Origin of the sequence: Streptomyces sp. NPDC046915, from assembly GCF_040644935.1 — a bacterium.
Classification (GTDB): Bacteria; Actinomycetota; Actinomycetes; order Streptomycetales; family Streptomycetaceae; genus Streptomyces.
The window spans coordinates 247769-267685 of the sequence record NZ_JBEYXB010000012.1 but is presented as its reverse complement, the minus strand read 5'-3'; the positions used below and the strand labels follow the sequence as shown (position 1 = coordinate 267685).

Genomic DNA, 19917 nt, shown 5'->3' with positions numbered 1-19917 from the left:
CTCAGGAGATGGCGCCGGCCATCCACCCGCCTCCGGCGTCGACGCCGCCCCTCGGCTTGGGTGCGGGGAAGGGAGGCGTGTCCGGTCGGCACGTCGTTCCGACCGGCGGGAGGGTGCCGTCGATGAGGTAGCGGCTTTCGTGGGCCTTGATGCAACTGCTGGGGTTGACCAGTGCCGTGTGCCCGTATCCGTCGTTGGTGAGCAGGCGCGCGTCGGCCAGTTCCCTGACCATGGCCTGCGAGCCCGAGTAGGGGGTGGCGGGGTCGTAGACGGTGCCGACCACCAGGACGGGGTGCGCCGTGGGCTTGTTCCACGGCCCGCGGTAACGGTTGGCGGCGACCGTCGGCCAGGGGGCACATCCCTCGGCCGCCCACGTCCAGAAGCGCCCGGCGTCCCCCGCACGCTTGGCGCTGGCTTCCTCCAGAGCGTGGTACGCACGGGGGTCACGTGGGTTGGGGCTGTCGCCGCAGAACACCGCAGCGCTCTGCTCCTCGCCCAGGTACGGATTCGGATTCGGCACCGGTGGCGCAGGGGGGAGTGGGGACGGTTTCGGGACGCGGCCCTGCCACAGGTCCTGAAGCCTGCCGGCGAGGTCCGTCCACCCCGGGTGAACGACGTAGAGGCTGCTCACTACGTCAGCGACCGTGCCCGCATAGGTCGACGTGCCCACGGGATGCTTCCGAAGCCGCTGCATCAGCTGGTCGAACTTGTCCCGGGTCGCTTTCGGGCCACCGGCGGAGAAGGCGCAGCGGGCGGTGGTGGTGGCCCCGCACAGGGCGAGGAACCTGTCCACGACCGCTGCCGCACTGCGGTCCGAGCCCAAGCGCAGGAATGCCGTGAGCCGGGCGTCGTCGGAGGCGTGGTTCGTCCAGGCCTGCGGGTCCCAGTTGCTGTCGAGAACCATGGCGCGCACCTTGCCGGGGAAGAGGTTGGCGTAGGTGGCGCCCAGGAACGTGCCGTAGGAGATCCCCGTGTAGGTGAGTTGTGACTCTCCCGTCGCCTGGCGGAGCTGGTCGAGGTCGCGGGCGGTGTCGGCGGTCGACACATGACGCAGGAGCTCGGGATCCCGCTGTTCACAGCGCCGGGCCAGGTCCTCGTACGCGGCGATCCAGGCCGTTCGCTCCCTTTCGCCGACCGGGAATCCCGCTGCTTTGCTCGCGGCCCAGTCGTCGGCTGCTTTGCGGTTTGCGAAGCAGTTCACCGCGGTGCTGCTGCCGACTCCGCGGGGGTCCCAGCTGACGATGTCGAACCGCTCCCGTACCTCGCGCGGGAAGAACTCGTAGTTCTGTGGCATTTGGACCGTTCCTGGTCCGCCGGGGCCGCCGGGGTTGAAGAACAGGGTGCCTATGCGTCGACCGGGGGCGGTCGCCTTCCGTTTGATGACTGCCAGTTCGATGGTGCGACCACGCGCGTTGTCGTAGTCCAGCGGCACCTTCGCGGTCGCACAGTCGAAGGGGCTGCCTTGAACGCAGGGTCTCCAGACCAGCGTCGGGGCGGGCACCGATGGCGTGGTCACACCTTCGGCTCCTCCTCCGGTGGCGGCGAAGTCCTGCCCGGTCAGAAGGGTCGAGCAGAGCACCAACGCGGCGATGGCCGCGGCACCACCCCGGCGGCCCGCTGTCGGTCCGGATATGTGCATGGCTTGTCCTTCCACGGCTGAGTGCCGGACGCCCTTCTGCACCGGATGTCGGCACGCATCCGCCTCAACGGCACCGCGGCTCGCCGACGCGCGCGAGCCGACCGCGGCCAAATGGCCGAACCACCGACGCCGTGTCGTCGGCGACGAGGCCCGTAGCCCGCGGCCGACTGAAGCGCTGAACCCCGGCAGGGGCCTGGACCCAGGCGCGCTCAGGCGTCGGCCTCGCGCGCCTTGTCGACGAGGGCCAGCTCCTCATCGGTCAGGCGAAGGGCGCCGGCGGCGATGTTTTCGGCGAGATGGGCCGGGTTGGTGGTGCCGGGGATGGCCAGCACGTGGGGTCCGCGATGCAGGGTCCAGGCCAGGCGGATCTGGGCGGGCGTCGCATCATGGGCGCGGGCGATCCTGCGGACGCGCGCGTCCTGCTCCTGGGCGGCGGCCGCCTCGCGCCGCAGGCTGGAGACGGCGAAGAACGGGACGAAGGCGATGCCCTGCTCCCGGCACAGGTCCACGAGTCCGCTCTCGTCGGCGCGACGCCAGTCCAGGCCGTAGGAGTTCTGCACACAGACCACGGGCGCGATCTCCCGCGCCTCGGCGACGTGCTGCGGCCGGACGTTGGAGAGCCCGAGGTGCCGGAGGAGGCCCGCCGTGCGCAGCTCGGCGAGGGCCCCGAAGTGCTCGGCGATCGAATCCATGCCGTTGTTTCGCAGGTTCACCACGTCCAGGTGGTCCCGGCCGAGCTGGCGCAGGTTCTCCTCGACGTGGCCGCGCAGCTGGTCGGGGCGGGCCATGGAGAACCACTCGCCGGAGGGGTCGCGACCCGGGCCGACCTTGGTCGCCACGACCACGTCGTCGCGCCAGGACGCGAGGGCCCGGTTGATCAGCTCGTTCGCGGAGCGCAGCGGCGAGAAGTAGAAGGCCGCCGTGTCGATGTGGTTGACGCCCTGCTCGAAGGCGCTGTGCAGCAACCGGACCGCGGCATCGCGGTCGATCGGCGTCCCGTCGGAGTTCCCCAACATGCCGTTGCCCGTCAGCCGCATCGCGCCGTAGCCGACACGGTTCACCTCCACGTCCCCGAGCTTCCAGGCCCCTGCTGCCGCCCCTGCCTTCACTGTGCTCCTTCACCTGTCGGTTCGTCAGGTTCTGGAGTATGGGGTGGCAGCGGGTGCTGCGACAGGTCAACAGACTGGGCGAAACGTCACACCCGTATCGGGAACGAATCGTCACCGCACGGCCGTTGGACCTGACGAGGAACGTTCGACCGGGACGTCGTTCTGGTGGCCGTGCCGCACGCGTGTATCTGTGAGTGCGCGCAGGCCATCGTGGTCGCGGCGGCTGCGGACGCCCTCGCCAACTGGCGTACGACGGCGTCCGCGCCGGTCGTGTCTATGCCGGGACGGCCTCCGGAGCGGATTCCTTCGCACGGGCGTCGCGGCGGTCCAGCCATTCGAGCACCGGCGACGTCATCACGGTCGTCACCAAGGCCACGAGCACGAGCGTGGAGAACAGTGCCTGGCTGACGATCCCTGCCGCGAGCCCGATGTTGAGCGCTATGAGTTGCATCAGGCCGCGGGCGTTCATCAGCGCACCGACCCGCACAGCCACTGACCGCGGCTCTCCGCGCAGCCGGGCCGCCACCCAGCAGCCTCCGAACTTGCCGGCCACGGCCAGCACGACGGCCGCCGCGGCGAACAACGTGACGGAGGAGTCGGCGAACACGTCGAAGCGGGTGTTCAGGCCGGAGTAGGTGAAGAAGACCGGGACGAAGACGACCTGTGTCACGGGCTGGATGGTCTTCACCAGGTTCTCGGCCGCCCGCGAATTTGGCATGGTCATGCCAACACAGAATGCGCCGAACACCGCATACAGGTCGATGGCGTCGGTGAACCAGGCGGCGCAGAACAGCACGGCGACCGTGCCGAGAAGCCTCGTCTCGTCGCTCAGCTGCGCCTGGTCCACGATCCAGGCCAGCAGACGGCGGCCGACCACCAGCAGCACCGCCACGAACAGGACGGTGCCACCGACGGTGGTCAGCACATGCCCCGTGTCCCCGGCCGCCGCGCTCAGCACGCCGGCCAGCAGGATCCAGGCGAGGGCGTCGTCGGTGGCCCCCGAGGCGAGAGCCAGCGAGCCGAAGCGGGTGCCCGACAGCCCGCGTTCGGTGATGATGCGCGCCAGCATGGGGAAGGCGGTGATCGCGAGGGCCACGCCGACGAAGGAGGCCGTCACCCACATCGAAACACCGTCGACGAAGAGAGGCACGTGCCCGTGAGCGACGATGGCCAGTCCCACGCCGAGCAGCAGCGGAATCGTCGCCCCGGCCGCCGAGACGGCCGCGGCGGTGCCCACCAGTCCCCGGCTCGCGTGGGCCCGGAACTCGTATCCGGCGTGGAACATCAACGCCACCAGGCCGATCTGCCCGGCCACGTACAGCACCGGCTTCAGTTCGGCCGGGAAGACCGCGTCGGACACGCCGGGCGCGAGCAGCCCGAACAGGGAGGGGCCAAGCAGTACGCCGGCGATCATCTCGCCGACCACGGGCGGCTGCCCGAGGCGGGTCGTCACGGCCACGACCAGCCGGCAGGTCAGCAGGATCACGACGACGGCGAGAAAGAAGACGGGGGAGAGTTCTATGGGAGACATGTGTGCGGTCCTCCTCAACGGCCGCCGACGACGGAGGGGGTGGAGCCCCCGGGCCGCGTCGCGAAGTGGTTCCGGCACAAACCCTGGCGGTTGGCGTCCCAGACCATGTAGCTGCCCAGCACCAGTTGGCTGACGCTGCGCGGGATCGCGGCCCACCGGTCGGCGAGCCGCAGCATCGCAAGGCGCAACCGCAGACCGGGCCCGCTGGGCGTTACCGCGGACTCCGGCACCAGCAGGCAGGGCCCGCGGCTGGGCAGCGATCGGGTGTGCTCGGCGGAGGACGTCGGCCTGAACCGCCGCAGCACCTCCTCGGCCGCGACCCGCATGGTCAGCACGGCGAAGCCGCGGGCCGGGCACGGCCGGTTGGCGGTCACTCCGAACGGGATGTACGCCGTGGGCCGGGTGTCCCTCGACAGCCACCGGTCGGGGTCGAAATCATCGTTGTCGCCGTCCGTGCCCGACCGCTGGTACTCGGGATAGTTGAACAGCAGCACGGAGCCCGCCGGGATGGACGGCCTGCCGTCCCTGGGGATGTCACCGGTGGTGATGCGGTGGGCCACGCCGAACAGCGGGAAGTGACGGAGCGTCTCGTCGATGACGTGGTCGAGGTAGTCAGGGCCGGTGTCCCCCGCACGCAACCGGTCCTGGGTGTCCTGGTGGGTGGCGAGGGCGAGCAGCAGATGGGCCATCGCCTCGGACATCTGCACCACGGCCGTGTTGAAGAAGGTGCCTTGAAGGTAGTACGCCTGCTCCTGGGCAGTGAGCGTCGCGGGCAGCGGTACGGGCGGCGGGTCGTGGGCCAGCCGGTCGTCGAGGTAGGAGGTCAGGCGCAGGCGTCGGTCCATGTGCCGCAGTCGGGTGCACTTCAGGGCGCTGACGACATCGTCGGCGTTGCCCGTGATCAGATCCCGGACGTGACGTGGGCACGGTTCACGGAAGACGACCTCGTAGTAGACCTCGGCCCACACGGGCATCATCAGGTCGCGCAGCCTGACACGTCGCACGCGCGCGTGGCCGTCGTCCTCCCCCAACTCGTCCAGGACATGCCGGGTGCAGCGGGCGACGAGCTCCGTCCACTGCGCGCGGGACAGTCCGGCGAGGATCTGCCGGGTCGTGCGGGCGACGTCGTCGTAGCGGGGGCCCGGTTCGAGGTGCTCCTGGTGGACGTCCGGCCCCGGGGACAGCCAGTACCAGAACAGGTCGGACAGGGCGGCTCCACGGCTGCGGCCGTTCGCGGAAGGGTGCCCGTAGACGGTCTTGAACTCCTCCGCGGGGATCTCGTTGCCGGGCGCGGTGATGCCCTCCTCGCCGTTGACCCACGCGAAGATACGTACCCGCAGGGAGACGACCGCGCCGGGCAGCCACCTCGGCATGCTCGCGGCACCGGCGAGGGCGGCCACCAACCCCGCCCAGCCGGCGGGGCTCATGAGCCTCCTCCGCCGAACAGCGGCCCCGACCACGCGGGGCGAACCAAGTCGGGCGTGAGCTCGTCCAGGGCCGCTGCCCCGCACAGCGCCATGGCGTCCTCGAGCTCCTCGCGCAGCAGTTCCAGCAGGCGCCGTACGCCCTTCTCGCCGCCCTGCGCCAGGGCCCACATCACCGGACGGCCGACGCCCACCGCGCGGGCGCCGAGGGCGAGTGCCTTGACGGCGTCGGTGCCGCGCCGGATGCCGCCGTCCAGGAGGACAGGGATGCGGCCGGCGACGGCGGCGACGATCTCCGGCAGCACTTCCAACGTGGCCGGGACGGAGTCGAGTTGGCGTCCGCCGTGGTTGGACACGAGCAGCCCGTCGACACCGTGCCGTACGGCGAGGCGGGCGTCCTCGGGGTGCAGCACGCCCTTGAGCAGCACCGGGAGCCTCGTGATCGACTTCAGCCAGGTGATGTGCTCCCAGGAGAACTCGGCCGACATGGCGATCTGGCGCACACGGCCGGTCTCGCCGTCGCGCAGGTCGACCAGATTCTCGCAGCGCAGCCCGGGTGGCAGGTCGTGGAAGGCGTTGCGACGGTTGCGCTCGTTGGCGCCCAGCACCGGTGAGTCGACCGTGACCACCAGGGCCGAGCATCCCGCGTCGGTGGCCCGACGTACCAGGGCCTCGGTGATGTCCCGGTCGGGCTGGAGGTAGAGCTGGAACCACAGCGGCACAGGTACGCCGCCCTCTGCGGCCACGCGGGCCGCTTCCGCCACCTCCCCCACGGCGACCGTCGACGCCATGCTCACGATCATGATGGCCCCGGCGGCAGCGGCGGCACGTGCGGTGGCCACCTCTCCGCCCGGGTCGACGAGCTTGTGGAAGGCGGTCGGGGACAGGAGCAGCGGCATCCGGGCCCGGCCGCCGAACAGCGTGACATCCAGGTCTTCCACGGGCCGGCCGCGCAGCACGCGGGGGGTCAGGCGCAGTCGGCGGAAGGCCTCCTCGTTGGCCCGTACGGTGATCTCGTCCCGGGCGCCACCGGCGATGAAGTCGGCGTAAACGGGATCGAGGCGGTCGCGGGCGGCGGCTTCGAAGTCGTTCGCGCAGAACAGCACAGCCGTCTCACCGCCCCGTGGCGACGGGCCGCGTGTTCAGCTCGCGGGCGAAGAAGGCGGCGAGCGGGGCCCGGTGGACCTCGGGGTGGTCCCACTCGTTCTCGAGGTTCTCGGCCATGTGGTGGATGCCGAGGAGTTCGCCGTCGCGGAAGTGACGGATCACGGGGTGGAGGTAGGAGGCGTCGAAGGCGTCACCGACCGAGTTCTGCGCGACCCGCCGCACGGTGATGTCGAACGGGTCGACCTTGTCGTGGTCGGGACCGTATTCGAGAGTGATGGTGAAGTAGTCGCCTTGCTGGGCGAGCACCGATTCGTGGGCATAGGCGACCGGTACCTCTTCGTGGTATCGGGCCGGTTCACCGGGCGGGGTGACCAGCAGGTCCCCGATGACCGCGAACTGCTGCCACAGCGCGGAACTGCGGTTGACCCGCTCCACCACCGACTCCGCGAGGGCGGATGCCTCCGGGGCGACGGCCCGGTGGGGCCATGGCTGGTCGTGGTGTCGTTCGTCGAGGATGTGGCTCAGCGCGCGCACGGCGTAGCGGAAGCCATGGATGAAGCCGCCTGTGGACTTCTTGAAGTCGCGCTGCTGCATCAGTGTGCCGGCGAAGTAGAGGCCCGGCACGTTGACGGACTCGTACGCCGGGGTGAGCGCGGCGAACCGGTCGTCGATGACCAGCTCGGGTTCGACCTCGGGGTCGAACATCGAGGCGTCGAAGCGGAATCCGGTGCACACGATGACGCGGTCGTAGCGCAGCTCCTTCACCACCTCGTCGGCGCGGGAGAAGCTGAAGCGGACCAGGTATCCCTCGTCGTCCTGCTCGATGGCCAGCGCATCTCCGTCCAACAGGGCGTTCTGCGACTTGAGTTGGTAGGTGTCCAGGAAGTTGTTGTTGACGGCGCGCAGATGGCCGACGTAGTGCGTGTTCCAGGCCAGGCGGATGGAGTGCGGCCCGGCCACGTGGATCACGGCGGCCGTCTCGATGAGGTTGTCGGCCGTCTCCAGTGCGGAGTTGCCCTTGCCGAGGATCAGTACGCGCTGGTTCGTGAACTCGTCGGGGTCGACGGAGACGACGGAGTAGTCCTCGGCCGTCTCGATGCCTGGAATGTGCGGGGTGTTGGGCCGGGTCAGTCCCGTCGCCACGACCAGGCGCCGGGCGTGGTGCTCACGGCCGTGCTGGTCGGTGACGGTGAAGGTGTCATCGGCGCCGCGGCTGACCCGCACCGCCCGGGTGTCGTAGGCGATGTCGAGCTTGAGCGTGCCGGCGAAGTCGGCGAGATAACGCACGAAGTCGTCGGCGGGCGGGAAGTAGCGCTTGCTGTAGCGGCTGAACAGCAGTTCGGGGTCCGGGGACAGCAGGGAGTTCCAGTCCATCCGCAGGTTGAGCTCCGGATCGGACGTGCCGTTGTACACCTTGTTGCTCGAGATGAGCGTGCGGTGACGTGGGAAGGTGCGGAAGAAGGTGCCCGGGGCGTCGCCGCCTTCCAGGATGCGGTAGGTGTGACCGGCCGTCTGGAGCAGATGCCCGAGCTGGAGTCCGGCCGGGCCGGCGCCTATGACGAGATAGTCGAACGGTTCGCTGTGCACAGTGCCTCTCTTCCATGGGTGGGGGGTGAGGGCAGTGAGCAGGAGGCGAGTGGGGAGGTGAACACCCACCCCCTCTACTTGAAACCAAAACAAGCACACTAGTCACACGCACAGATCCCACACAATGGCGATATCTGGACAGGAGCAGTGGTGGTCCACTCGCCTCTTCGGCCGGGAGGCCAAGGTCGATGAGTCGATGACACGGTCTCGGTCGAAGGTCGGAGCGCAAGACAGGACCAGAGTCGGATGGCTCCGCTCCGGGCGGTTGTTAGCGTGAAAAGTGGTTCTGGCAGCCAAGGGGAAGGAGGCCGACCGATGGCGGTTGAACTCAACCACACGATCGTCGCCGCGCACGACAAGACCGGGTCCGCACGGTTCCTCGCCGATCTGCTGGGCTTGGAGGTGGCACCGCAGTATGGTCCGTTCGTCCCGGTGCAGATATCCAACAACGTCACGCTCGACTACGTGGACACTGCCGGTTCGATCACCCCGCAGCACTATGCGTTCCTCGTCTCCGAGGACGACTTCGACGCGATCTTCGCCCGTGTCCGTGAGACGGGCGTGACCTACTGGGCAGACCCCTATCACCACCGCCCCGGCGAGATCAACCACAACGACGGCGGCCGCGGGGTGTACTTCGACGACCCCAACGGACACAACCTCGAGATTCTGACCAGGCCGTACGGCAGCGGCGGGGACTGACGGCTCCGGCGGCGGATGAAGTCGGGGACTGGCGGAACCCCTGCCGGGTGCCGTGGCTCGGGACGCACCGGCCGGGGCCGCGGCCCGCCCTTCTATCTCCAACCTGTGTTGTTCCTAGAATGGCCGGGTGGAGGACATCGACGCGATCGCGACGTTGCAGGATCCGGTGCGGCGTCGCCTGTACGAGTACGTGGCGGCCCAAGGCCGGGAGGTCGGCCGCAACGAGGCCGCCGAGGCGACCGGGGTGGCGCGCACGCTCGCGGCGCACCATCTGGACAGGCTGGCCGAGGCCGGGCTGCTGGAGAGCGGCAGCCGCCGCCTGACGGGCCGCTCGGGGCCGGGGGCGGGTCGTCCCGCCAAGGTGTACACGCGGGCGCGGGCCGAGCGGGCGGTGTCGCTGCCCGCCCGCGACTACCGCACTGCCGCCGAGCTGCTCGCCGAGGCCGCCGAGCAGGCCGGGCTGGACGCCGGACTCTGCGCGGCCGCGCGCCGCCGGGGTGAGGCCCTGCGCGGCTCGGCGGCGCCCTGCGGCGGCCTCGAAGAGGCCATGAAGAAGCTGGCCGCCCGCGGCTATGAACCGCACCTGGAAGGCGCCGAAGCCGCCGAAGATGCCGAGGACGCGGCGCCTGTCGTCCGTATGCGTAACTGCCCCTTCCACGCCGTCGCCGAACGCTTCCCGCCGCTCGTCTGCGGCATGAACCTCGCGCTGCTGGAGGGGTTGCTCGGCACGGACGGTCCCGTCCGCGCCCGCATGGACGCCCGACCGGGGGAGTGCTGCGTGGTGATCGAGGCTTCTAAAAACAATATTGATTGACATAGAAAAACGGTCGTGCTGGGATGGGGCCATGACCTCATTCGCGCATGGCGCCCACCTTGCCCAGCTCAACGTCGCCAGGCTCCTCGAGCCCCTCGACGACCCGCGCACGGCATCGTTCGTCGAGCTGCTCGACCCGGTCAACGCCGCCGCCGACGGCGCGCCCGGCTTCGTGTGGCGGCTCGTGGAGGAGGGAGCGGCCGACGCCACCGGCCTGCGCCCGGCGGGCGAGGACGTCATCATCAACCTGTCGGTGTGGGAGAGCCAGGAGGCCCTGTGGGACTTCACCTACCGCAGCGGGCACCTGGAGGTGATACGGCGGCGCCGCGAATGGTTCGAGCGGCACGTCGAAGCACACCTGGTGCTCTGGTGGGTGCCCGCCGGTCATCTCCCGACTGCCGATGAGGCCCTGGAGCGGCTGGCGGACCTACAGGCGCAGGGTCCGTCCCCGCGCGCGTTCACCTTCGCCTCCACCTACACCGCCGCGGAGGCCGCCCAGCACCTTCAGGCTGCGGCGCCGGCGCCAGCCGGGGACGCGGCGGCGGTGTAGGGGATGGGGCGCTCTGCCCGGCAGGGCGGCGGCGAGGCGCGTGGCTGTGACCAGCGCCGCCCGGGTGCCGCGGGAAGCGTCAGCGGTGGCTCAGAACGTTGACCACGCGGCCGTTGGGGTCGCGGACGAAGAACCGCCGTACGCCCCACTCCTCGTCCTGCAGTGGGTGAACGATCTCCGCGCCGCTGTTCCGCAGGGCCGCGTAAACCGCATCCACGTCGTCGACTTCGACGCTCATATCGGGGGTGACCGGGGCGGTTTTGTCGCCGGTCATGACGCTGACCTGCGCCGCCGGACTGGACGGCGAGGCAAGCGTCATGATCCAGCCGAGATTCATGACTTCCTCGAAGCCCAACAGGCCATAGAACTCCCGGCTCTCCTTCGCGGCTTCTGACTGGATGATGGGCATGACACGGCGAACGGCCATCGACGACTCCGGATGAGAAACAGATACGGATCCAGGACTGTCCAGGGGTACTACAACCCGCCCGTCGTCGCACGCGACCTGCATGGGAACTGGCCCGAGGCAGGGCTCCCGGCCGCTGACGTCGAGCGGCCACGGCACTAGAGGAACTTCCGCCGCGATAGGTGGGTGAACGCGGCCCAGCCCACAAGCACCGGAAGCCGGAAGGTGAGCAGGCGGTACAGCAGCACTGCGGAGAACCGTGCGAGACGTCCCGTTCGACACCGGAAGTGGTGGAGCGCGCGAACCGGACGATGCCGAGGACGACTTCGAGTCCGAGCACGCCCATGAGGAAGCGCACCAAATCCAGCGGGCGATGCACCTGCGTGGCCATCGGCGGCTCGTCTCCGCAGAGTTGGTCGGCGAGCGCTGCTGCGGACAGCTCGGCCTCCGGCTCAGGTGGGGGCAGCGCAACGCTCCCGCTGATCGGACTCAACGGCTCGGCGACCCCATCTCCCTGTGGCTTCAACTGCCGCCTGAACTTTACTCGGAGACTTCCGGTGTCCTTCGAAGGGCCGAGTGCGGCGGACAAGAGCCGATACGTCAGCACGCCGACTGCATCGCGATACCGGCGAGCAACGGCAGAAGCTCAGCATGCGAAGATCACTCTCATGTCCTCGCTGCCCGCTGCGAAGCCTTGGCCGTGCGTCCTGGGGACTCCCAGGCTGATCCTGCGTCCGGCCGCATCCGCTGACGTGTCTGAGTTCACCCGGCTGTGGACCGATGCCGATGTCCGGCGGTTCCTCGGCGGCCCGGTCGCCGAGGAACAACTGGCCACCTATCAGCTGCACTTCGCGGGCCGGCCCAACCTGTTCACCGTGGTCACGCGGAAGGAGACAATCGCGGTCGGTTCCGTGTCGATCGATCCGAGGTCCCGGTTCGACGGCCGTCGGGAGGTGTCCTACTCGTTCCTGCCAGAACACTGGGGACAGGGGTACGCCCGCGAGGCCGTGACGGCCGCAGTCAGCTGGGCCTTCGACCAGGTCCCCTCGGACGATTCCTCCGTCATCGCGGTGACCCAGGAGGCCAACACCCGCTCACGGCGGCTCCTCGAATCCATCGGCATGCGCCGGATCAACTCTTTCGTGGAGTGGGACGCCCCTCAGACGATGTACTCCGTGCAACCTCAGGACCTCCGCACTGACGTGTGACCTATGGCAGACGGCGTCAGGGCAGCGACGGCCGGCAGCACTGCTCGACGAGTTGCCATACCTCCTCGGGGGTTTCGCGGGTGAGGGCGACGGCGGTCAGGGAGGCGCAGGTGTCGTGGCGGAGTCGGCGGATGTGGGCGCGGACTTCGTCGAGGGCGGCGGGGCCGACCGAGAGGCTGTCGCAGCCGAGGCCGATGAGGAGCGGCGTCACGAGGGGGTGCGCGGCGGCGTCGCCGCAGACGGAGACCTGGCGATCGTGACGGTGGGCGGCGGTGACGACGCGGGCGATGGCGTCGAGTACGGCAGGGTGTGCCGCCATGGCCGGGGTGGCGGTGGGGTCGCGCCGGTCCAGGCCCAGGATCTGGCAGGTGAGGTCGTTGCTGCCGATGGAGAAGAAAGAAGCTTCGCGCGCGAGGTCGTCCGCCGCCGCGACCGCTTCCGGGAGTTCCACCATGATGCCCAGGGGTGGCATCGGGACGCCGGCTTCGGTTGCTGCGGCCTGGAGGAGGCGTCGGCAGGCGCGGAGTTCGTCGACGCTCGCCACCATGGGGATCATGATGCGCAGCTCGGTGTCGGCTCCCGCGCTGAGCAGGCTGCGGAACTGGTCGGCGAAGGCGTCCGGCTGGGCGAGCATGAGGGGGAGTCCGCGACCGATCCGCGCGCCCTGGAGGCGGGCTAGGAACGGCGGCAGTTTGTCGTCGGCGAAGTCGAGGGTACGAGCCGTGACGACCTGTCCGGTGAGAGCGTGCAGGACGGGGACGAGGGTGGCCGCGTGCTGTTCGCGGGTCGGCCAGGCGGGATGGTTGAGGAAGGGCAGTTCGGTGCGGAGCAGGCCGACACCTTCGGCGCCGGTGGTCAGGGCCGCGCGGGCCTCGGCCGGGGTGGCCACGTTGGCCCGCAGCACGATGCGGTGCCCGTCGAGCGTCTCGGCGGGCAGGTGACGCTCCGCGGCGAGGGCGAGCCTGCGGGCTCGGGCGGTCTCCATTGCTCGCAGGGCCCTGGTGCGCTCCTCGTCGTCGGGGTGGGCGACCGCGCTGCCGAGATCCGCGTCGAGCAGGATCTCCTGCCCGTCCGGCAGTCCGAGCAGCTGGGGGTCGACGGCGAGGAGGAAGGGTATGCCCAGCGAGCGGGCGACGATCGCGGCGTGGGAATTCGGGCCACCGGTCACGGAGACGGCAGCCGTCACGGTCTGGCCGGGCTCCAGCAGGTCGGCCGCGCCGATCTCGTGGGCCACCAGAACAAGGGGCTGGTCGGGGGCGGGTCCCGGCTCGCCGTGGAGGTGGGCCAGGACGCGGCGGCCGACCTGCCGGACGTCCGCGGCGCGTTCGGCAAGGGTGGGATCGTCCAGGGCGGCGATGGTTCCGGCGTAGGCGTCGATGGCCTGCCGGACGGCGACGGGTACCGGCCGGCCGTCGTTCGCCCTCTTGATGGCCTGCTCGCGCAGATCCTGGTCCTGGGCGATGTAGCTGTTGACCTCCATGATGTCGGCCTGCTCGTCCTCGCCCTGTTCACGCAGCGAGGCGGACAGGTCGAGCAGACGGGTGGCGACGGCGTCGAAGGCCTCGGCGATCTGCCGCGTGGGGTCGCCGTCGGCACGGTGAGGCAGCGCCGTTCTCGTGGGTGGCCGGTCGGTGCGGTGCACGACGCCGAGGGCTGTACCCGGCGCGGCGACCTGCCCGGTATAGGCGCGACGGTCGGTCATCGGGCCCCCAGCGTCTCGGCGAGGGCACGGAAGACGAGGGCGGTGGAGGTGGCGCCCGGGTCCTGATGGCCGATGCTGCGGGTGCCGAGGTAGGAGGCGCGGCCCTTGCGGGCCTGCATCGGCGTGGTGGCCCGCATGCCCTCTTCGGCGGCGTCGGCGGCTGCCACGGCCGCGACGGCCAAGTCCGCTCCGGCATCGGCCTGTTGCCGGAACGCGGCCAGGGCGGGGGCGTACGCGTCGATCATGGTCTTGTCGCCGGGTGCGGCTGCACCCAGCTTCTGGACGCTCTCGAGGCCGGCGGCCAGTGCGGCGGCGAACTGCTGTGGGTCGGCGGAGGGGATGTCCAGGGCCTTGCCGATGGCCCGGAAGGCGCCGCCGTAGAGCGGTCCCGAGGCGCCGCCGACGGTGGAGATGAGGGTGGTGCCGGTCTTGACCAGCACGGCCCCGACGGTGTCCGGCTCGTAGTCGGCCAAGGCCGTGGTGGCGGCGGAGAAGCCGCGGTGCATGTTGGTGCCGTGGTCGGCGTCGCCGATGGCCGAGTCGAGCTGGGTGAGGTGGTCCTTGTGCTTGTCCACGGCGGCTGCGATGGCCTGCACCCACGCGCGGGCGAGGTCGGTGTCCACGGGATCTCCGTTCATGTCGGTACGGGGCTGGTCGGGCGTCGGGCGTCGGGCGTCGGGCGTCGGGCGTCGGGTGAGCCGGGGGCGGGGGAGAGGCGAGGGGTGCGGTCCGGGCGGGTCGGCCGCGGGAAGGCTCCGGCCCGGCCCTCGCGTGTTGCGCTCCCTCGCCCCCGGCTCGGTTCAGATGCCCCAGCGCAGGGCCGGGGTGTTCACGGGTGCGTCCCACAGGGACAGCATGTCGGCATCGGCCTTGCACACGGTGACGGAAACACCGGCCATGTCCAGGCTGGTCACGTAGTTGCCGACGAGGTTGCGGGCGATGACCACGCCCCTGTCCGCGAGCGCGGTGGCGACCTCGTTGAAAACCACGTACAACTCGATGAGCGGGGTGCCGCCCAGACCGTTGACCATGACGAGGGTCTCGTCACCGGCGTCGAGGGGCTGGTCGGCGAGGATGGCGTCCAGGGCGGTGGCCACGATCTCCCTGGCCGGGCGGAGCTTCTCGCGGCGGCGTCCGGGCTCACCGTGGATGCCGACGCCGACCTCCATCTGGTCCTCGGGCAGATCGAAACCGGGCTTGCCGGAGGCGGGGGTGGTGCAGGCGGTCAGCGCCACCGCGAAGGACCGGGAAGCGGCGTTCACCCGCTTGCCCATGTCGGCGACCTCCGTGAGGCTGCCGCCCTGCTCGGCGAGAGCTCCGGCGATCTTCTCGACGAAGACGGTGGCTCCGGTGCCCCGGCGCCCCGCGGTCCAGGTGGAGTCCTGGACGGCGACGTCGTCGTCGACCAGGACGGTCGCCACCGTGAGGCCCTCCTCGGCGGCCAGCTCAGCCGCCATCTGGAAGTTGAGGACGTCGCCGGTGTAGTTCTTCACCACGAACAGCACGCCCGCGCCGCCGTCCACGGCCTGGGCCGCGGCCAGCATCTGTCCGGGCACGGGCGAGGTGAACACCTCGCCGGGGCAGGCGGCGTCGAGCATCCCTCGTCCCACGAAGCCGCCGTGCAAGGGCTCGTGCCCGGAGCCGCCGCCGGAGACGAGGGCGACCTTGCCTGGCTCGGTGCCCGAGGCGCGGGCGATCACCTTGTTCTCCGTGTCGACCCTCAGGCCGGGGTGGGCGGCGGCGATCCCGGACAGCGCCTCGGCCAGCACCGTTTCAGGGGCGTTGATGAACTTCTTCATGACAGGGCTCCTTCAGCGGCCGCGACCGGCTCGGCGGTCTCGGTGACGGTGGTGATGCCACGGCGGGCGTTCAAAGCGACGTACAGGAAACCGGCGGCGACCGCACCCACGACGTCGCCGGTCAGGTAGACCGGCAGCTGGTTCCAGTGGACCGTGCCGTTGAACAACTGGCCGACCAGCATGGGGCCGACGACGCGGGCCGGGTTGATCGCGGAACTGGTGGCGGGTCCGACCACCATGATGACGGCGAACACGGCCAGGCCGATGGCGAGTCCGGCGAAGCCGCCGGCCGAGCGGCGGTCGATGGCGCCGAAGACGACGAAGGCGAGGATGGCGGTGCCGACGGCTTCGGCGAAGAAGGCTTGGCCGGCACTGACCTGAGGGCCGTAGGAGGCGATGCCCAGACCGACGGTGACGGCCTGGTGGCCGAGCACCCCGATGATCGCCAGGGCTCCCAGGACCGCGCCGGCGACCTGGGCGGCCAGGTAGCCGGGGACGTCCCGCCAGGGCATCTTCCTCGTCGCGGCGAGCGCGAGGGTGATGGCCGGGTTGATCTGGCAGCCGGAGATATGGCCGATCGCGTAGATCATCGCGATGACCACGGTGGCGAACGCGAACGAGATCATGCCCAGATCGGCGAAGGTGAACGGGGCCTTGCCATTGACGATCAGCGTTGCAGGGACCGAACCGACGCCGATGAACACCAGCATCGCCGTGCCCAGCATCTCGGCCAGAAGCTTCTGTGGGTAGGTGTTTTCTTCCATGGAAGGCGCCCAGCGCCAAGCGGCGGCTCGGGCGTCTCACCTCCTCCGCGTGGAGCGGGCTGTGAAGGAAGGTGGCCGCCAGGTCGTCAGGGTCGGGGCGACCTGGCGGCCGCTCAGGGGGAAGCCGGGCAGACTCAAGAATCCGGCTACAGCTTGTTCGTTATGGATGAACGTTGTTCCGGAAATTAAGCCCACGTTTCAGGCCTGTCAAGAGGTTCGGCAGTCCTTGCGGTGCAGGGGTACGAAGAAGGCCCCACGGCGGCGTGCCGTGGGGCCTGGACCAGGGGTGCGGAGAGAAGGGGGAAGGCGGCGGTCGCCGCCGGACCGCGGGGACAGGTCAGATCATCGTGGTGCGCGCGGACGCTCCGCGGGGGGCGCCCAGGTCGCGGGAGAGGTTGCGGGCGGTCTCCCGGACGGCAACCGCAAGCTCCTGACGTGCCGATTCGACCAGCAGGCGCTCGACGGGACCGACGATCCCGATGGCCCCGACCACCTCACCGGAGCGGTCGAAGACGGGTGAGGCGATACCCGCGTCCCCGATGGCGGACTCCTGGTCCTCGAACGCATACCCCGTTCTGAGGACCTCCTTCAACTGACGCGCCAGCTCCTCCGGGTCGGTGATGCTGGCACCAGTGAGCACCGCCGGCTCACCCGCGAGCAGCCGCTCACGCTCACCGGCCGGAACGAAGGCCACGATGGCCTTGCCCAGAGCGCACGTGCTCCACGGGATGCTGGCCCCCACCTCGAGGATCTGCACGGCGCCCTCGGGCCGGAAGGCATGGTGCACCACCAGGACGTGGTCATCGGTGAGCACGGCAACCCAGACCGCCTCGTTCGTCCGGTTCGCGAGCTGATCCGCCCAGGTCAGCGAGCGGGTCCGCAGCTCCTGGGTGTCCAGGTAGGCGTTGCCCAGCTGTAGCAGGTCGGGGCCGAGCTGGTACTTCGAACTATCCCGGTCCTGCACCACCAGGCCCTCGGCCTCCAGTGTGCGCAGCAGCGCATGCACGGTCGGCTTGGCCACGCCCAGGCGGTCGGCCAGCTCGGTCACGCCGAGCCGGGGCCCGGTGGACGCGAGCTCTCGCAGGATCTGCACCGCCCGCTGTACCGCCTGCACCATTGAAGATTTCCCCCTGGTTCACTATTGCTGAACAGCGTTCCGACATTTACGGTACCTGTTCATGAGCGCATCTGTCGGCATCGTACTCGTGTCCCACAGCGCCGAGCTCGCCGCGGGCCTTCGCCTGCTGGTGGAGCAGATCGGCTCCGACACCGTCCCCCTCGCCACCGCCGGAGGCACCGACGACGGCCGGATCGGCACCAGCTACGACCTCGTCCTCGCCGCCATCCGCGGAGTCGACCGTGGTGAGGGTGTCGTCGTCCTGCCCGACCTCGGGAGCTCCGTGCTGACCGCACGCACCGTCCTGGAAGACCATCCGCGCCCCGACGTGCTGATCGTCGACGCGCCTTTCGTCGAAGGAGCCGTCGCAGCCGTCGTCACCGCCGCATCCGGCGCCGACCTGAAGACCGTCGCCGACGCCGCCAAGGAGGCCCGCCATGTCCACAAGCTCTGACCCCACCACCACGAGCGCCACGACCGCGCCCAAGCACGAGACGGCCGTCGTCCTGCCCGCCAACCTCCACGCCAGGCCCGCAGGCCAACTCGCCCGGGCCGCAGCTGGGTTCACCAGTGCCATACAACTGGAGTACGCCGACCGGACGGTCAATCCGACCGGCGTCCTCGCCGTGATGGGCCTGGGCGCCACTGTCGGCAGCACCGTGACCGTCCGCGCCGAAGGCCACGACGCCGAACAGGCCGTCACGGAGCTGGCCCGGATCCTCGCCACCGCCGAGTGACCCGACCACCATTAGGGTCTGTCCGGCGAATCATGCCGCAGGAAACGGACGGTGCCTTATCGGTGCTGGTGAGCGGGGTTTGGCGCGTCCAGCTGCAAGGCGGAGGAGGGCGTCGACGCGATGGGGCCCCCCGCGCATGGGGGTCCCCCCGCTCGAGCGAAGCCGAGAGTGGGGGAGAAGCCGAGCGTGGGGGAGTCGGCAACCGACGACAACGCGGCAGACGGACGTGCCAAACCCCGCGTCTGCGGCATGATCCGCCGGGCGGGTCCTAGCGGCACGGAGCCGGCCGCCGCTTCCGCCTCGACGAGGCGACCTTGCCGGGCGAGCACGTGAAGCGGGCTAGAAGAGGCCCGAGCGTACGTGCTGCGTGAGGTTCTCGAAGATCTCGCGCAGCCACGGGTCGCGGACGGCCGGCAGTCGGGCCAGGGTGTACCGGAATGCCTCCGCGTCGGCCCGGAACAGGCGGTGGGGGCGTGGCGCGGGCGGGTCGTCGCGGACGACGCCGTCTGGCATGGCGCCCGACGCGGGGACGGGCAGGTGCGACTCGGGGAAGGCCAGCCACAGCCACACTCCGAACGGCAGCGGCACGGGGTATGCCCGGCCGGCCGGGGTCCAGGCGTGCCCGGCCTGTGGGTGGGTCGGCACGAGGAGTATGTCGGCGTCCGTGTCGGGGGCGGGCAGTCCCGGTCCGGCCAGGACGGCGCGTCGCGCCGGCGGATCTGCGGGCAGCAAGGCGTTGAGGGAGCGTTGGAACACTTCCTCGACCAGGCCGTTCGGGACGGTCACGGGTCGGCCCTCCGAGGCCGCCAGCAGGTGGGCGAGGGCCCGGCCGGCCGCCGGTTCCCACTGCGGGCTCCACGACCAGAAGTGGTCCGACCCAAACCGCGACCCCCACGTGGCGATCGGTGCGAACGGGGGCGTGCCCTTCCCCTTCACCGTCAACTCCTCCCAGGACAGCGGCGGCGTACTCTCGCCGCCGTCCACGGGGAGGCGGCGCACGGCGTCCGGTGCGAGCCACACCGCCTGCCAGAGCGAGCAGTCGTCGATGCGGCTTGCCACGGGCAGGCCGCACGCCTCGCATGCCATGTTGGGGCCGTCGGCCCCGTCGAGACCGCAGCAGGCGCCGCTACGTCTTTCCGGGATCAGCAGGGTGCCGCGGGTGTCTCCGGGTGCGATGACGATCGCCCCGGCCGCCCCGTCGGACAGGGCGTGGACCGGCGCGTGGACACCGCGGTCGGCTGCCTCGTCCGGATGGATCTCCTCCCATCTTCGCCACGGCGGCCCCCAGGGCTCGGGGTTCACGGCGAACGTGCCCGGTTCCATCAGCACGGGCAGCTGAATCCCGTTTCCGTACTTCTGATGGGTGTGGGCCGGTAGGGCGACCTGGGACAGCGAGGTGGTGAGCTCGGCACCGCACCCCGCGCACACGAAAACGAACAAATGTCCTCCGCCTGGGAAACAGAGGCATCATCGCAGTTCGGCGGCGGTCGGCCAATCAATTTCGAGCAGGGCGCCTCGTCTGCCGACTTGCTCGTGGCGGCGTTCGCCGGGAAGGCCGTCATGGCGGTGCGGCGCCAAGTGAAATACACCAGGGCCGTTTCTGTCGGCTCGGCGACTCTGACGGGTAGGTTTCCTGCGGCTCGCGTCCATGGGAACGATTTCTGTGGACGCCCTGTGAACGCGGATACCCGTCACCCTCCTCCCAGGAGAGAACACGAGAC

The 19917-nt window shown here is 70.1% G+C and carries 19 protein-coding genes; 6 read left to right on the top strand and 13 right to left on the bottom strand.

Annotation, left to right across the window (positions count from 1 at the left end; translation table 11 throughout):
- Position 1: 1 nt before the first annotated feature.
- The 6 genes from ABZ915_RS29815 to ABZ915_RS29790 form a co-directional block, all read right to left on the bottom strand.
- Positions 2 to 1516 carry an alpha/beta hydrolase gene (locus tag ABZ915_RS29815; protein ID WP_361809627.1) on the bottom strand — a complete coding sequence of 505 codons (1515 nt, stop codon included), beginning with the start codon at positions 1514 to 1516 and terminating at the stop codon, positions 2 to 4.
- Positions 1517 to 1848: 332 nt separating this feature from the next.
- Positions 1849 to 2748, bottom strand: a complete 900-nt coding sequence (locus ABZ915_RS29810; protein ID WP_361809625.1) for an aldo/keto reductase — start codon at positions 2746 to 2748, stop codon at positions 1849 to 1851.
- Between the two features lie 274 nt (positions 2749 to 3022).
- Complete coding sequence (locus ABZ915_RS29805) at positions 3023 to 4279, bottom strand: cation:proton antiporter (protein ID WP_361809623.1); 1257 nt, start codon at positions 4277 to 4279, stop codon at positions 3023 to 3025.
- Between the two features lie 14 nt (positions 4280 to 4293).
- The gene (locus ABZ915_RS29800) at positions 4294 to 5706 is read right to left on the bottom strand and encodes a cytochrome P450 (RefSeq protein ID WP_361809621.1); all 1413 of its coding nucleotides are present in this window, start codon (positions 5704 to 5706) and stop codon (positions 4294 to 4296) included.
- On the bottom strand, positions 5703 to 6809 hold the full coding sequence (locus tag ABZ915_RS29795) for an alpha-hydroxy acid oxidase (protein ID WP_361809619.1): 1107 nt from the start codon (positions 6807 to 6809) through the stop codon (positions 5703 to 5705). Before ABZ915_RS29795 ends, ABZ915_RS29800 begins: the two co-directional genes overlap by 4 nt.
- Positions 6810 to 6816: 7 nt before the next feature.
- Positions 6817 to 8397, bottom strand: a complete 1581-nt coding sequence (locus ABZ915_RS29790; RefSeq protein ID WP_361809617.1) for an NAD(P)-binding domain-containing protein — start codon at positions 8395 to 8397, stop codon at positions 6817 to 6819.
- A 315-nt stretch (positions 8398 to 8712) separates the two neighbouring features.
- Here ABZ915_RS29790 and ABZ915_RS29785 point away from each other — a divergent pair, with 315 nt between their 5' ends.
- From ABZ915_RS29785 to ABZ915_RS29775, 3 genes are all read left to right on the top strand, one after another.
- Positions 8713 to 9099 (top strand): VOC family protein, encoded by a 387-nt coding sequence (locus tag ABZ915_RS29785; RefSeq protein WP_361809615.1) that lies wholly within the window; start codon positions 8713 to 8715, stop codon positions 9097 to 9099.
- Positions 9100 to 9226: 127 nt separating this feature from the next.
- A complete protein-coding gene (locus ABZ915_RS29780; protein ID WP_361809613.1) occupies positions 9227 to 9913 on the top strand; it encodes a helix-turn-helix domain-containing protein in 687 nt (228 codons plus the stop codon).
- A 31-nt stretch (positions 9914 to 9944) separates the two neighbouring features.
- Entirely contained in the window at positions 9945 to 10463 is a 519-nt protein-coding gene (locus ABZ915_RS29775) for a DUF3291 domain-containing protein (protein ID WP_361809611.1), read from the top strand.
- A 79-nt stretch (positions 10464 to 10542) separates the two neighbouring features.
- Here the strand turns inward: ABZ915_RS29775 and ABZ915_RS29770 are convergent, their stop codons facing one another.
- On the bottom strand, positions 10543 to 10890 hold the full coding sequence (locus ABZ915_RS29770; RefSeq protein WP_361809609.1) for a VOC family protein: 348 nt from the start codon (positions 10888 to 10890) through the stop codon (positions 10543 to 10545).
- Between the two features lie 647 nt (positions 10891 to 11537).
- On the opposite strand from ABZ915_RS29770, the gene ABZ915_RS29765 reads away from it, so the two are divergent.
- The gene (locus ABZ915_RS29765; protein ID WP_361809607.1) at positions 11538 to 12077 is read left to right on the top strand and encodes a GNAT family N-acetyltransferase; all 540 of its coding nucleotides are present in this window, start codon (positions 11538 to 11540) and stop codon (positions 12075 to 12077) included.
- 16 nt (positions 12078 to 12093) lie between these two features.
- Here the strand turns inward: ABZ915_RS29765 and ABZ915_RS29760 are convergent, their stop codons facing one another.
- The 5 genes from ABZ915_RS29760 to ABZ915_RS29740 all read right to left on the bottom strand — a co-directional run bounded on the left by ABZ915_RS29760 (position 12094) and on the right by ABZ915_RS29740 (position 17459).
- A complete protein-coding gene (locus ABZ915_RS29760) occupies positions 12094 to 13779 on the bottom strand; it encodes a putative PEP-binding protein (RefSeq protein ID WP_361809605.1) in 1686 nt (561 codons plus the stop codon).
- The gene (dhaL, locus tag ABZ915_RS29755) at positions 13776 to 14417 is read right to left on the bottom strand and encodes a dihydroxyacetone kinase subunit DhaL (protein WP_361809603.1); all 642 of its coding nucleotides are present in this window, start codon (positions 14415 to 14417) and stop codon (positions 13776 to 13778) included. The genes ABZ915_RS29760 and dhaL overlap by 4 nt, the downstream gene beginning before the upstream one ends.
- Positions 14418 to 14579: 162 nt before the next feature.
- A complete protein-coding gene (dhaK, locus tag ABZ915_RS29750; RefSeq protein ID WP_361809601.1) occupies positions 14580 to 15578 on the bottom strand; it encodes a dihydroxyacetone kinase subunit DhaK in 999 nt (332 codons plus the stop codon).
- Positions 15575 to 16342, bottom strand: coding sequence for an aquaporin (locus ABZ915_RS29745; RefSeq protein ID WP_361809599.1), 768 nt, complete (start codon positions 16340 to 16342; stop codon positions 15575 to 15577). The genes dhaK and ABZ915_RS29745 overlap by 4 nt, the downstream gene beginning before the upstream one ends.
- Before the next feature lie 337 nt (positions 16343 to 16679).
- Positions 16680 to 17459 (bottom strand): IclR family transcriptional regulator, encoded by a 780-nt coding sequence (locus ABZ915_RS29740; RefSeq protein ID WP_361809597.1) that lies wholly within the window; start codon positions 17457 to 17459, stop codon positions 16680 to 16682.
- 61 nt (positions 17460 to 17520) lie between these two features.
- Between ABZ915_RS29740 and dhaM the strand changes: the two genes are divergently transcribed.
- Both dhaM and ABZ915_RS29730 read left to right on the top strand, forming a co-directional pair.
- Complete coding sequence (gene dhaM / locus ABZ915_RS29735) at positions 17521 to 17913, top strand: dihydroxyacetone kinase phosphoryl donor subunit DhaM (protein WP_361809595.1); 393 nt, start codon at positions 17521 to 17523, stop codon at positions 17911 to 17913.
- Positions 17897 to 18196, top strand: a complete 300-nt coding sequence (locus tag ABZ915_RS29730) for an HPr family phosphocarrier protein (protein WP_361809593.1) — start codon at positions 17897 to 17899, stop codon at positions 18194 to 18196. The genes dhaM and ABZ915_RS29730 overlap by 17 nt, the downstream gene beginning before the upstream one ends.
- A gap of 339 nt (positions 18197 to 18535) precedes the next feature.
- Here ABZ915_RS29730 and ABZ915_RS29725 read toward each other — a convergent pair whose 3' ends face one another.
- Positions 18536 to 19636, bottom strand: coding sequence for a hypothetical protein (locus tag ABZ915_RS29725; protein ID WP_361809591.1), 1101 nt, complete (start codon positions 19634 to 19636; stop codon positions 18536 to 18538).
- Between the last annotated feature and the right edge of the window lie 281 nt (positions 19637 to 19917).